Origin of the sequence: Geomonas paludis (assembly GCF_014193585.1) — a bacterium.
GTDB classification, from domain to species: Bacteria; Desulfobacterota; Desulfuromonadia; order Geobacterales; family Geobacteraceae; genus Geomonas; species Geomonas paludis.
Map to the genome: position 1 here is coordinate 47,948 of NZ_BLXY01000008.1, position 12,659 is coordinate 60,606.

The 12,659-nt window shown below is 61.2% G+C and carries 12 protein-coding genes; 2 read left to right on the forward strand and 10 right to left on the reverse strand.

The window, feature by feature from the left end; translation table 11 throughout:
• Positions 1–14: 14 nt before the first annotated feature.
• Together H7687_RS16065 and ilvA are read left to right on the forward strand one after the other, a co-directional pair.
• Entirely contained in the window at positions 15–1,025 is a 1,011-nt protein-coding gene (locus tag H7687_RS16065) for a cation diffusion facilitator family transporter (protein ID WP_183349229.1), read from the forward strand.
• A gap of 19 nt (positions 1,026–1,044) precedes the next feature.
• Positions 1,045–2,253, forward strand: coding sequence for a threonine ammonia-lyase (gene ilvA, locus H7687_RS16070; RefSeq protein WP_183349231.1), 1,209 nt, complete (start codon positions 1,045–1,047; stop codon positions 2,251–2,253).
• A 317-nt stretch (positions 2,254–2,570) separates the two neighbouring features.
• Here ilvA and recQ read toward each other — a convergent pair whose 3' ends face one another.
• From recQ to H7687_RS16120, 10 genes are all read right to left on the reverse strand, one after another.
• Positions 2,571–4,361 carry a DNA helicase RecQ gene (recQ, locus tag H7687_RS16075; protein WP_183349233.1) on the reverse strand — a complete coding sequence of 597 codons (1,791 nt, stop codon included), beginning with the start codon at positions 4,359–4,361 and terminating at the stop codon, positions 2,571–2,573.
• 222 nt (positions 4,362–4,583) lie between these two features.
• Positions 4,584–5,255, reverse strand: coding sequence for a TIGR04282 family arsenosugar biosynthesis glycosyltransferase (locus H7687_RS16080; protein ID WP_183349235.1), 672 nt, complete (start codon positions 5,253–5,255; stop codon positions 4,584–4,586).
• Positions 5,256–5,380: 125 nt separating this feature from the next.
• Complete coding sequence (gene folE2 / locus H7687_RS16085; protein ID WP_183349376.1) at positions 5,381–6,178, reverse strand: GTP cyclohydrolase FolE2; 798 nt, start codon at positions 6,176–6,178, stop codon at positions 5,381–5,383.
• A 172-nt stretch (positions 6,179–6,350) separates the two neighbouring features.
• Positions 6,351–7,046 (reverse strand): 7-cyano-7-deazaguanine synthase QueC, encoded by a 696-nt coding sequence (queC, locus tag H7687_RS16090; protein WP_281376723.1) that lies wholly within the window; start codon positions 7,044–7,046, stop codon positions 6,351–6,353.
• A gap of 180 nt (positions 7,047–7,226) precedes the next feature.
• Positions 7,227–8,981, reverse strand: coding sequence for an RNA polymerase sigma factor RpoD (gene rpoD, locus H7687_RS16095; protein WP_183349244.1), 1,755 nt, complete (start codon positions 8,979–8,981; stop codon positions 7,227–7,229).
• Positions 8,982–9,033: 52 nt separating this feature from the next.
• A complete protein-coding gene (gene dnaG / locus H7687_RS16100; RefSeq protein WP_183349245.1) occupies positions 9,034–10,791 on the reverse strand; it encodes a DNA primase in 1,758 nt (585 codons plus the stop codon).
• A gap of 12 nt (positions 10,792–10,803) precedes the next feature.
• Complete coding sequence (locus H7687_RS16105; RefSeq protein WP_183349247.1) at positions 10,804–11,370, reverse strand: CvpA family protein; 567 nt, start codon at positions 11,368–11,370, stop codon at positions 10,804–10,806.
• Positions 11,371–11,484: 114 nt separating this feature from the next.
• Positions 11,485–11,928: a GatB/YqeY domain-containing protein gene (locus H7687_RS16110; RefSeq protein WP_183349249.1), complete on the reverse strand. Its 444-nt coding sequence runs from the start codon at positions 11,926–11,928 to the stop codon at positions 11,485–11,487.
• A 13-nt stretch (positions 11,929–11,941) separates the two neighbouring features.
• The gene (rpsU, locus tag H7687_RS16115; protein WP_183349251.1) at positions 11,942–12,139 is read right to left on the reverse strand and encodes a 30S ribosomal protein S21; all 198 of its coding nucleotides are present in this window, start codon (positions 12,137–12,139) and stop codon (positions 11,942–11,944) included.
• A 130-nt stretch (positions 12,140–12,269) separates the two neighbouring features.
• Complete coding sequence (locus H7687_RS16120; RefSeq protein ID WP_183349253.1) at positions 12,270–12,599, reverse strand: phosphoribosyl-ATP diphosphatase; 330 nt, start codon at positions 12,597–12,599, stop codon at positions 12,270–12,272.
• Positions 12,600–12,659 lie beyond the last annotated feature (60 nt).

A 12,659-nucleotide genomic window follows, 5' to 3' on the forward strand; every position in this document is an offset into this window, starting at 1 on the left:
ATCGGGACACACCTATGCATGCTCATGCCGACAGTCACCTGGATCAGAGCATAACCGGACGCTTCAAGTACGCCATCCTGCTGACCTCGCTGACCCTGGTGGCGGAACTGGTCGGCGGTATCTGGACCAACTCGCTGGCGCTGTTGTCCGACGCGGCGCACGTGTTCCTCGACCTGTTCGCCCTGCTCCTCTCCCTGGGCGCCATCAAGCTCGCCTCCTACCCGGTCAGCGACACCCGGACCTTCGGCTGGCACCGCACCGAGGTCTTCGCCTCCTTCATCAACGGCAGCACCGTCTTTCTCATTGCCGGCATCATCTGCTACGAGGCGGTGGAGCGCATGCTGCAACCGCAGGCCGTCAAGAGCCTGGAGATGCTGATCATTGCCGCAGTCGGCCTGGTCATGAACCTCCTCTCCGCCGGCGCGCTGCACTCTCACTCCCACGATGACTTGAACGTCCACAGCGCCTTCCTGCACGTGATCGGCGACGCCGCCGCCTCGGTCGGCGTCATCGTGGGCGGCATCATCATGTACTTCACCGACTGGTACCTGCTCGACGCCATCATCTCCGTCGGCATCGGCTTCATCATCTTCTGGGGTTCCTGGCGGGTGATGCGTGAATCGGTGCACATCCTGCTGGAGGGGGTGCCTCGGGGCATCGACATCAACCAGGTCGCCTTTTCCATGCGTGAGGTCGAAGGCGTTGAAGACGTGCATCACCTGAACATCTGGACCATCTGCTCCCATATCATCGCCCTGTCGGCGCACGTCGTGGTGCCGGATGGCTCCCCCTCGGAGCAGAGTGCCATTTTGCGGAAAATCGAGGAGAAGCTGTTTCAGCATTTCCACATCAGCCACACCACGCTGCAGGTCGAGAACGCCCCCTGCACCGAGGTTGCCGGCGTGAAGCAGTTCCGGCACCGTCCCCGCGCCGCCGCGCTGGCGCATGCCCACGCGCACCCGCACCATCACCCGCACGGCACGTGCCAGGGGCACCATCACTGCCACGACGACCACACACATTAACCTGCGAATGGAAGAATAGATGCTCGATTACAACCTGATCCTCGACGCGGCCCAACGGCTCAAAAAAAGGGTGCGTCGCACGGAGCTGATCCAGGCCCACCACTTCAGCGAACGACTCGGCCTCCCCCTTTATTTCAAGTGTGAAAACCTGCAGCGCACCGGCGCGTTCAAGATCCGCGGCGCGCTCAACTTCATGACCGCACAGTCGCGCGAGGCCCTCGCCGGCGGCGTGATCACGGCCTCGGCAGGGAACCACGCCCAAGGCGTCGCCTTCTCCGCCGACCTCCTCGGCGTCAAGGCGGTGGTCTACATGCCGGAGAGCACGCCGCCGCAGAAGGTGTTCGCCACCCGCGATTACGGTGCGGAGGTGGTCCTGGAGGGGAAGAATTTCGACGAGGCCTGTGCCGCCGCGCTGCGGCAGGCCGAGCAGACCGGCGCCCTGTTCGTACACCCCTTCAACGATCCACTGGTAATGGCAGGCCAGGGGACCATCGGGCTGGAGCTGCTTGAGGACATACCGGATCTGGCCAACGTGCTGGTGCCCATCGGCGGCGGGGGACTCATCGCCGGGATTGCACGGGCCATCAAGGAAACCCATCCCCACGTGCGGGTCATCGGCGTCGAGTCAGCCGCGGCCCCCTCCATGCGTCAGGCGGTGAAAGCGGGTGAGGTGATCACCGTCCCGATCCGGGCCAGCCTCGCCGACGGCATCGCGGTCAAAACCGCCGGCAGCAACACCTTTCCGGTGGTGCGGGACTATGTCGACGAGATCGTGTTGGTGGACGAGGAAGAGATCGCCCTCGCCATCGTGTCGCTCATGGAGCGCAACAAGCTGATGGTGGAAGGTGCCGGTGCGGTTGGATTGGCGGCGCTGTTGAACGGTAAGGTGAAGAAGATTACGGGCAAGACCGTGGCGCTGCTGTCAGGCGGGAACATCGATGTGAAGACCATCGCGGTCGTTGTCGAGCGCGGTCTGCTGGCGGCGGGGCGGTATCTGAAGCTGAAGGTGGAGCTGGATGACGTGCCTGGGGCGCTGGCGCGGCTGGCCGCCGAGATCGCCGAGGCGCGGGCCAACATCTCCATCATTACCCATGATCGTCGTTCCGAGTCTTTGCCGATCGGCAAGACCGAGGTGTTGGTGGAGTTGGAGACCCGCGGCGCCGAGCATATCCATGAAGTTACCAAACACCTCACCAAACGCGGGTACATGATTGAGGTCATTAAGTAAAAACCTGAAATCATTGGCCACGGATAAAATCTGAGGACATCTGAGCGGATCTAAAACCGGATCAAGCACAAGAAAGTAAATCCCCCTGTCCCACCTTCGCAAAGGGGGGGGACGTCCATTGACGTGTAGCGCTTCTTGGCTGCTTATCCACGTTTCCCTAAGCTTTCTGAATACCCGGAAAAAAAAAGGGGACAGGCTACTTTACCATAAGGTAGCCTGTCCCCTTTCTTTTTGTTTCTCTCCTATGTCCTCAGATATTCTCCTTGTTAAAGGTTTATCTGAGCCTCTCTCCGTTTTTTTTCAGATTTTCTCCGTGGCTAATGGTTTTGGTGTGCCTTTATCACCCTTAGGAAGGCGTCCCCGTAGCGGGCGAGCTTGTGCTGGCCGACACCGGTGATCTTTAATAGCTCCCACTTGTCCTTGGGCATCTGCGCCGCCATCTCGGCCAGGGTGGCGTCGGGGAAGACGACGTACGGCGGCACCTGCTGCTCGTCGGCGATGTGCTTGCGCAGCTCCCGCAACTCGCCGAAGAGCTCGCCGTCATAACTCGGCTTCCTGGCAGCGGTCTTCTTCTCGACCACCCTCGTATTCCTCGGCTTGGCCAACTCCAGCGCCATCTCCCCACGCAACAGCGGCCGCGCTTTCTCCGTCAGCTTCAGCACGGAAAAGTTCGCCAGATCCTGCTCCAGGTAGCCAAGGTGTATCAACTGCCGCAACAGGTTGCCCCAAACCTCCTGGGAGTGGTGCTTGCCGATGCCAAAGGTGGAGAGCTGGTCGTGCTTCAGCTCGTGAATTCTCTGGTTTTGCGAACCCCGCAGCACGTCGATGACATGCCCCATTCCGAAACGCTGCCCGACCCGGTACACGCAGGAGAGCGCCTTCCTTGCGTCCTCGGTGCCGTCGAAACGCTCGGGCGGACTCTCACAGATATCGCAGTTGCCGCACCCGGCTGCCAAGCTGTCACCGAAGTACCCCAAGAGCACCTGGCGCCGACAGGTCTGCGCCTCGGCAAACCCCACCATGCAATTGAGCTTGTGCAACTCGATCCGGTTCTGCTCCTCGTTGCCGCCGTTGCCGATCAGCCCGCGGGCGACCGCAATGTCGCCGTACCCGAAGAGGAGCAGCGCGTCGGCAGGGAGTCCGTCGCGGCCAGCGCGGCCGGTTTCCTGGTAGTAGCTCTCGATGCTCTTGGGCATGTCGTAGTGGACGACGAACCGGACGTTGGACTTGTCGATCCCCATCCCGAAAGCGACCGTCGCGACCACCACCTTCACGTCGTCCCGCAGGAACGCTTCCTGGACGTCGTGACGCTCCTTGTCCGGCAGGCCGGCGTGGTAGGCCGCCGCCTTCACCCCCGCCTCGCACAGTTTCCTGGCCACCTCCTCCACCCGCTTGCGGGACAGGGCGTAGACGATCCCGGCCTCCTCCTTCCGCGTGGATAAAAATGCCATGAGCTGGCTGAACGGCTTGTTCTTCTCCATGACGCTGTAGCGAATGTTGGGGCGGTCGAAACCGGTGCAGAAGCAGGTAGCTTCCTGGAGCCCGAGCCGGGAGAGGATGTCGCCGCGGGTCTGTGCATCGGCCGTGGCGGTGAGCGCGATCATCGGGATCTGCGGGAAGATCTCGCGCAACTGGCCCAGTTGTGCGTATTCAGGACGGAAGTCGTGCCCCCATTGCGAGACGCAGTGGGCCTCGTCGACTGCAAAGAGGGAAATGGGGAGGGTCTTGATGCGGTCGATGAAACCGTCGGAGAGCAACCGCTCGGGCGCCACGTAGAGGAGTTTCAACTCTCCGGCATGGAATTCAGCCAGCACCCGGCGCGCCTCGGCCTCGCCAAGGGCAGAGTTGTAGCAGGCAGCGGCGACGCCGTTCTCGCGCAGCGCGTCGACCTGGTCCTTCATCAACGAGATGAGCGGCGAGACGATGAGGGCGGTGCCCGGCAGGCAAAGGGCCGGTACCTGGTAGCAGAGGGATTTGCCGCCGCCGGTCGGCATCAGCACGAAGGCGTCCTTCCCGGAGAGCACGGTCTCCACGATTTCCTGCTGGCGCGGCCGGAACGTTTTGAAGCCGAACACCTCGTTGAGGATCTGGATGTGGGAAAGCGACATATATAAACCTTCCTGTTGGTGACAATCTTCCGCTAGTCCCTCTCCCTCTGGGAGAGGGTGCCCAACGGGCGGGTGAGGGCTCTGCCGGCTCAGATAATCTGCTCTGGGCAACGCCCTCACCCTAGCCCTCTCCCGGAGGGAGAGGGGATAAACGACAAAGGCGCGGCCTGCGCCACGCCATAGATCAAAACAGGTCTGGGTACCTTGTCAACCGGGGCGTTGCTAGACCGCGTCGGCGGCAAGCAATGCGGCAAGGTCGAGGCCCGCAACGAACGCGCGCGTGCGGGGCGCCCCATTGCAAGGATCCAGCAGGCTCGGACGGAGCAGATCCTCATAGCTGTCGACGTCGTACCAGGAGGTAAGGAGCGCTGCGGTGAGGCCCGACGCTTCCGCCTGCCTGAGGCTCGTCTCCAGCACCTTGTGGCTGGACCAGGGGATGTCCTGAAAGACGGCGCCGTAGCCGTCTCTGACTCCAACCAGGTAATAGCCGCCGTCCTCTGCCGGACCGAAGACCGCATCGGCTTTCTGCTCGAGTTTGCGGAAGGCATCCTCGATGAAGGCGATGGGGAGGTCGGGGGAATCGGTCCCTATCACCACGCGGGCGCCATAGCCTCGCCCGGAGAGCTCCTGGAAAGCATGCTCCAGGCGCAGGCCCAACCCGCCCGTGCTCTGATGCACCAGGAGCGCATCCGGTGCGGCTTTCCTGAAGAACTCCGCGCTTCCCTCGTAGAAGATCACGACATCCGCCTCAAGCCCGGCAGCACGCTCGATGATATCCAGCAGCATGCAGCGGTAAAGCTCGGCTGCCTGGGGCGGCGACAAGGGAGGTGAAAGACGGGTCTTCACCCGTCCCGGGAGCGGCGTCTTGGCAAAGATGGCGAGCGCGCGTTTCATTAGAGAGCGAAACCTTAAGAGAGTTAAATGAAGGGGTAAAAGCTAGACTTGTCCACAATTTTCCTACTTTTCAACAAAGTTATCCACAGCCGGAGCCAGTCAAGCTGTTGACGTTGCCGGTCCAGCTACCCTTTTTTTCTCTCGATGGCGGCGTAGGCGGAGTGTTTGTGGATCGATTCGAAGTTCTCGGCCTCCACGGAAAACCACGTGATATTTTCCATAGATAGCAGACGCACCGTCGCCTCGCGCACCATGTCCTCGACGAAGCGGGGGTTCTCGTAGGCACGCTCGGTGACGAACTTTTCGTCCTCGCGCTTGAGCAGTGAATACACAGGTGACGAACCGCACTCTTCGATGATGTCGATAAGGTCCTCGATCCAGATGAATTCGCTGTAGCGGACCTGGACGGTCATGATGGAGCGCTGGTTGTGAGCTCCGTAGCTGGAGAGTTCCTTGCTGCAGGGGCAAAGCGAGGTGACCGGCACCTTGATACCGAGCACGAAGTCGAAATGGTCGGAAAGCGACGCGCTGAAGGTGCAGGTGTACTCCATGAGGCTCTTGGCCTTGGAAACCGGTGCCTTCTTCTCCACGAAGTAGGGGAATTCCATCTCCAGGTGCGCGTTGGAGGCGCCCAGCTTCTCCTTCATGGTGGAGAGGATCACCTCCAGCTTGTCCAGGGCGATGTCCTCCCGGTACTTGTTCAGGATCTCCACGAAACGGCTCATGTGGGTCCCCTTGAAGTGGTGCGGGAGGTCGACGTACATGTTGATGCGCGCGATGGTGTTCTGGAACTTCTTGTTCTTGTCCATCACCACGATGGGATAGGAGACGTCCTTGACGCCCACCTTCCCGATCGGGATGTTGCGGGTGTCGCGGGTCAACTGCACGTCGGTGAGGGTCTTGCCTTCTTTCTTCTGCTCCATATCTTTGCTCATGCCTTTCCTCAGCCGTTATCCCCCTCGCCCACCGGGAGAGGGGAAGGGGTGAGGGCGTTGCCACGGAGTGACGGAATCGCCTGTTGAGGCGCCCTCACCCCGACCCTCTCCCGGAGGGAGAGGGAGGGACGGTGGAATGATGGTAGTAGACCTGCCGGGGCTACCGCTGGACGTAACGTACCGGATCGGTGACGCCCAGCTCCGCGAAACCTTTCAAGCGCAGACGGCAGGAGTCGCACAGGCCGCAGGCGGCGCCGTCCTCGGTCGGGTCGTAGCAGGAATGGGTCTTGCCGTAATCGACGCCGAGGGTGAGGCCGGTCTTGATGATCTCGGCCTTGGTGAGGCTGATGAGCGGCGTGTGGATGGTCATTTTCTTCCCTTCCACGCCCGCCTTGGTGGCGAGGTTCGCCATCGCCTCGTAGGCGGCGATGTACTCGGGGCGGCAGTCGGGGTAGCCGGAGTAGTCGAGGGCGTTGACACCGATAAAGATGTCGAAGGCCCCAAGGGTCTCGGCCCAGCCCAGTGCAAAGGAAAGGAAGATGGTGTTCCTGGCCGGAACGTAGGTGACCGGGATCTCCTCGCCCACCCCTTCCTTGGGGACCGCGATATCGGAGGTGAGGGCGCTGCCGCCCATCATCCTCAGGTCGAACTCGACCAGCATGTGGTCCACCGCCCCCATCGGGCGCGCGTTCTTTTTGGCGAGGGCCACTTCGTGCTGGTGACGCTGCCCATAGCTGAAGCTCATGGCGTAGGGCTCGAAGCCCTGGTGCCTGGCGATGGCCATGCAGGTGGTCGAGTCGAGCCCACCGCTGTACAGGATTACCGCTTTTTTCTTCATCGTGCACCTCTGTCTCACGCTCCTCCCCCCGGAGGGGGGAGGCTGGGAGGGGGGATTTTTAAAGCCTCAAGGGGACAGGCACCTGACGGAGCCAGTCCCCCTCCTTCGGTGAAGGGCTGTAAAGTGGGGAAAGGAGACGGATCGCCAGTAGAGCAAAAGAAAAAGGCCGCGCCGGCGATTCCGGTGCGGCCTTGGTGACTACTCTACGAAGCTCTTCAGCTTCTTCGCCCGGCTCGGGTGCCGCAGCTTCCTGAGCGCCTTGGCCTCGATCTGCCGGATCCTCTCGCGGGTAACCTCGAAGTCCTGGCCGACCTCCTCCAGGGTGTGGTCGCTCTTCTCGCCGATGCCGAAACGCATCCTGAGCACCTTCTCCTCACGCGGGGTGAGGGTGGAGAGCACGCGGGAGGTCTGCTCGGAAAGGTTGGCCTTGATGACCGCCTCGAGGGGGCTTACCACGCCCTTGTCCTCGATGAAGTCGCCAAGATGGGAATCCTCTTCCTCGCCGATCGGGGTCTCCAGGGAGATGGGCTCCTTGGCGATCTTCAGCACCTTCCTTACCTTGTCCAGCGGCAGCGCCATGCGCTCGGCGATCTCCTCCGGGGAGGGCTCGCGGCCGATCTCCTGCACCAGCTGGCGGCTGGTACGGATCAGCTTGTTGATGGTCTCGATCATGTGCACCGGGATACGGATGGTGCGGGCCTGGTCCGCGATGGCGCGGGTGATGGCCTGACGGATCCACCAGGTGGCGTAGGTGGAGAACTTGTAGCCGCGCTGGTACTCGAACTTGTCCACCGCCTTCATCAGGCCGATGTTCCCTTCCTGGATCAGGTCGAGGAACTGCAGACCGCGGTTGGTGTACTTCTTGGCGATGGAGACGACCAGACGGAGGTTGGCTTCGACCAGCTCGCTCTTGGCCAGCTTGGCCTTGTGCTCACCTTCCTCGATGGCGAGCAGCGCGTTGGCGAGCTCGCTCGCCTTGAAGCCGGACTCCTGCTCGATCTTCTTCAGTTTCGCTTCGCTGGAGCGGTAGCGCTTCTCGAGCTTCTGCCCCTCTTCGAGCGACATGTTCATCTTCTTGGAGAAGTCGGCGTCGGAGGCGTTCTTAAGCCCTTCGAAGGCGGCCAGGAACACGTCCTTGACGGTGCTGGTTTCCTTCTCCTGTTCGGCGATCTCCTGCATGACGGTGTCGACCTTGCAGGAGAGCTCCTTCAGGCGCTGGGCGATCTTCTCGATGTGGCGGTCCTTGAGGCGCAGCGACTTGAGCGTCTCGGCCATCTTGACCTTCAGCTCGCCGTGCTCGGTGTTGAGCGCGTCGCCTTCCTTGGCGGAGACCTTGCCTTCCAGCGCGGTCTGGATCTGTTCCATGCGCTGCGACATCTCGTGGATCTCGTCGATGATGCCGAGAACGCGCAGTGCCTGCAGGTCCTCTTCACCCTCTTCCAGGACCTCTTCCTCGACGTCCTTGGAGATCTCGATGGCGCCGATCTGCTGCTTGCGCAGACGCTCGCCCAGGGAGATGACCTCGCGCACGGTGATCGGGGTGTTCAGGATGACGCTGGCCACGTCGCGCTCGCCGACTTCGATCCTCTTGGCGATCTCGACCTCGCCCTCGCGGGTCAGCAGGGATACGGAACCCATCTCGCGCAGGTACATGCGCACGGGGTCGCTGGTGCGCCCGAGGGTGCCGGGCTCGAACTCTACTTCCTCGCCCTCGCCGCCTTCGTGCTCTTCCTCTTCCTCGAGGTCCATCTTGATCTTGGGAATCTTCACCTTTTGGGCGGAGTCCACGATCTCGATGTCCATATCGCCAAACATGCTCATCACATCGTCGATCTGGTCGGAGGAGACGATGTCGGGGGGGAGCAGGTCGTTCACCTCTTCATAGGTGAGGAAACCTTTCTCCTTGCCCAGGTCGATAAGCTGCTTCACTTCATCCATGCTTTTCTTGGCCATTTACCACGCTCCGCTACAGCTTGAATCCAGCACAGCTACCGCTTGAATCCTACTATAGTAATTTCGATTTTTTATTACGCAACCGCTCAAGTTCAGACAGTATCTCCAGGTACCTGGGAGAATCCGGGTCGACCGTGGCCAACTCCCTTGCCAGGGCCTTGCCGTCCCCCTTGAGCGCTCGCCGTTCCAGGGCTTGGCAGCACTGTTCGAAGGCCTTGACCGGGTCAAGATCCTCCAAGTGCGCGTCCTCCACGAACAGCGAATAGAGACGGCTTCTTTCCTCGTGCGACTCGATCTGTTCCAACACCAGGGGGAGATCGAGATCCCCCGTTTCCGACTGTGCCACGATGGCCTGGGCCAGCTTGAGGTGGCTGGCGCTGAAGAGCTTATCGGCACCGTGATCGCGAACCCTTAGCACCACGTCCGGGTACTTGACCATCAGGGTCAGCAGCACCTCTTCGGTGCCTCGCTGCTGCGGCGCCCCTTTGGGCTGCGGACGCGGCGCCTGGACTTGGGCCGGGATCCCGACTTTCTGCAGCAGCATGGCGCGGTCGATGCCGAGCGCCCGGCAGATCTCCTTCTCGTAGAGTCCGCGCTCGACCGGGTCGCCGATCTTCTGCAGCCGGGGCGACACCTCGTTGACGAAGGCGACCTTCCCTTCTACGCTCCGCACGTCCATGCGCTTGAGGAGCCCCTTGTAGAAGGACTCAAAGATGGGAAGCGCCTTGTCCAGAAGCGGCTGGAAGGCCTCGCCACCTTCCCGGTTGATGAAGGTGTCGGGATCGTCTTCGGCCGGAACCTCCACCACCCGCGCCGGGAACCCCTCCTCCAGAAAGAGTTCCATGGAGCGGACCGTCGCCTTGCGCCCGGCCTCGTCGCCGTCGAAGAGCATGAAGGCGCGGTCGGCGTAGCGGCGCAGAAGCTTCACGTGCGGCGGCGTGAGGGCCGTGCCGCAGGTGGCGACCACGTTGGTGTAACCGGCCCGGTACAGTGCCAGGTGATCGAAGTACCCCTCGACCACGATGGCGCTCCCCTTCTCCCGCATCCCCTTCTTGGCCAGGTCGACGCCGAAGAGGACCTCGCTTTTGCGGTACACGATGGATTCCGGCGAGTTTATGTATTTCGGAAGCGAGTCGTCCATGACCCGTCCGCCGAACCCTATCGCCCGCCCGTGCAGGTCCGCGATGGTGAAGAGGAGACGGTTTCTGAAGGTGTCGTAGTAGCCGTCCTTCCCTTCCCTCTTGCGCAACAAGCCGAGCTTCTCGGCCGCTTCCAGCGGGATCCCCTTACGCCGCAGAAAACCGGTCAGGTTGTCCCACCCCGCCGGCGCGAAGCCCATGCGGTAGGTGGCGGCGGTGGCCTTGTCGACCCCGCGCTTCTCCAGGTAGGCCCTGCCGGCGGCACCCGCCTCGTCCGATTCCAGCACCCGGCGGTAAAACTCGCAGGCCGCCTCGTTGATCTGGTAGGCCTGCTCCTGCTCGTCCACCTTGCGCTTCTCTTCGCGGGTCAGCGGGCGCTCGGGGATTTCCACCCCCACTTTCTTGGCCAGGAACTTCACCGCCTGCGGGAAGGAAAGCCCTTCCATGCGCATCACGAAATCTACGGCGTTGCCGCCCACGCCGCAACCGAAGCAATGGAAGATGCCGCGCGCCGGGTTCACGTTGAACGACGCGGTCTTCTCGCCGTGAAAGGGGCAGACGCCCTGGTAGTTGGCCCCGGACTTCTTGAGGCTCATGTAGTCGGAGACGACCTGGAGGATCGGGGCCCTCTCGCGTACTTCCCTGATCTTCTCGTCCGGTATCGTCGACACTGCGGTTGATCCTTATTTCTTATGCGCTCCGTGCGGAGTCGGCGCCTTTACTTCTTTGTTTTCCTTTGTTTCTTTAGCGTCCCTGGCTTCCCTGTTCTGGGCTATGGCGCCTTCCCATCCGGCGGCTATGTCCGCCCCGGTGGAGGCGAATGCGGCGGCGGTCTTGGAGCCGTGGATCCAGAGCTTCACCTTCTCCGGCATCGGCTTGGTGGTGGCCAGGTAGAGGAGCACGCAGAGTATGAATCCGCCCTGGAGGAAACCGAAGACGATCCCGCCGGCGCGGTTGATCCCGCCCAGCAGCATGACTTTCAAAACGACGGTGAGCAGATGACCGAGGAAGTAGAAAAGCATGCCGAGCAGCATGAAGATAAGGAGGAACGCCAGCGGCTGCGCCACCTGCGGGGGGAGGTTGATGAAATGCCTGATCCCCAGACTGAGAGAGGAATAGTATCGGAATGCGGCCCAGCCGCCCGTGACGAGGCCGAGCAGGGAGCATGCCTCCCGCACCAACCCCTTCGAGAATCCCTTCGCCACAAAGAAAAGCAGTACGACCCAGATAAGGATGTCGAGAAGGATCATGCAAACACCTGGTCACTAGCTACAAAGCAAAAGAAGGGGGAATCGCTGCGATTCGCCCCTACTCATGACACCCAAACCTCGCAAGCACCCCCGGGGTTGGCCCGGGGGCGTTGATCATGCGAGTTTTTCCTTCACAACTTCGCTCACCAGTTTGCCATCTGCACGGCCGGCGACTTGGGGCTGGATGGCCTTCATGACCTTGCCCATATCCTTGCCGCCGGTAGCGCCGACTTCCGCGATGACTTTCGCCACCAGGTCAGCCAGTTCTTCCCGTGTCAGCTGCTGGGGGAGGTAGCCCATGAGGAGCGCGAGCTCCGCTTCCTCTTTATCCACCAACTCCTGCCTGCCTGCTTCCTTAAAGAGTCGGATGGATTCCCTGCGCTGCTTGCAGAGGGTAACGATGGTTTCGGTGATCTCGCTATCGTTCAGTTCACGCCTGAGCTCGATATCGCGGTTTTTCACCGAGGAGAGTACCATGCGGATGGTAGATAAACGCAAGGTATCACGACTTTTCATCGCCTCCTTCAGTTCCGCGTTAAGCCTCTCCCTCAGTTGCATGAAACCCTCTTTCTTAGTCGACCATCTTGCGCTGCTTCTTCAGAGCGCGCTTGCGAGCGGCAATGGCCTTTTTCTTCTTCTTGATGCTCGGCTTCTCGTAGTGCTCTCTTTTGCGGACCTCAGAAAGGATCCCCGCTTTCTCGCACTGCTTCTTGAACTTCTTGAGCGCAAGCTCAAACGGTTCAGTCTCTTTTACCTTTACTCCCGGCATTCATATTCCCCCCCCTTCTCTAGCTAGATTTACAACTTGTGTGGGTACGGGCCGGCAGACATTATTCAAGGAACCAGCAATATATCATTGCGGTCTTTTTTGTCAAGGACTTTGTGCCATTGTGGAACGGCTACCCGACGCGGGAGTTCTTCTCCTCGATGCCGGACATGCCGAAGCGGCGCCTGAGTTCCGCGTAGACCTCTTCCGGGTCGATGTCGTAGAAGCCGAGCAGGACCAGGCTGTGGAAGAAAAGGTCGGCGGTCTCGTAGACGATCTCCTCGCGCTTGCCCCCCTTGCCCGCAATGACCACCTCGGTCGCCTCCTCGCCCAGCTTCTTGAGGATCTTGTCGATCCCCTTGGCCATGAGGCTTGCCGTGTAGGAGTTTTCGCTCGGGTTGGCCTTGCGTTCCTGGATGACGCGGTAGACCGCGGAGATGATGTCGTCTTTATGCTGCTCCATAAGGATGCTCCTTGGCATTATCACTCCTCCCCCTGGAGGGGGGAGGTCGGGAGGGGGGCT

What these genes read in the sequence shown, in the direction of transcription:
- H7687_RS16120 (WP_183349253.1), bottom strand. Translation starts at nt 12,599, where the DNA reads ATGGAGCAGCATAAAGACGACATCATCTCCGCGGTCTACCGCGTCATC.
- ilvA (WP_183349231.1), top strand. Translation starts at nt 1,045, where the DNA reads ATGCTCGATTACAACCTGATCCTCGACGCGGCCCAACGGCTCAAAAAA.
- H7687_RS16105 (WP_183349247.1), bottom strand. Translation starts at nt 11,370, where the DNA reads ATGATCCTTCTCGACATCCTTATCTGGGTCGTACTGCTTTTCTTTGTG.
- recQ (WP_183349233.1), bottom strand. Translation starts at nt 4,361, where the DNA reads ATGTCGCTTTCCCACATCCAGATCCTCAACGAGGTGTTCGGCTTCAAA.
- folE2 (WP_183349376.1), bottom strand. Translation starts at nt 6,178, where the DNA reads ATGGAGCAGAAGAAAGAAGGCAAGACCCTCACCGACGTGCAGTTGACC.
- rpsU (WP_183349251.1), bottom strand. Translation starts at nt 12,139, where the DNA reads ATGCCGGGAGTAAAGGTAAAAGAGACTGAACCGTTTGAGCTTGCGCTC.
- H7687_RS16065 (WP_183349229.1), top strand. Translation starts at nt 15, where the DNA reads ATGCATGCTCATGCCGACAGTCACCTGGATCAGAGCATAACCGGACGC.
- rpoD (WP_183349244.1), bottom strand. Translation starts at nt 8,981, where the DNA reads ATGGCCAAGAAAAGCATGGATGAAGTGAAGCAGCTTATCGACCTGGGC.
- H7687_RS16110 (WP_183349249.1), bottom strand. Translation starts at nt 11,928, where the DNA reads ATGCAACTGAGGGAGAGGCTTAACGCGGAACTGAAGGAGGCGATGAAA.
- H7687_RS16080 (WP_183349235.1), bottom strand. Translation starts at nt 5,255, where the DNA reads ATGAAACGCGCGCTCGCCATCTTTGCCAAGACGCCGCTCCCGGGACGG.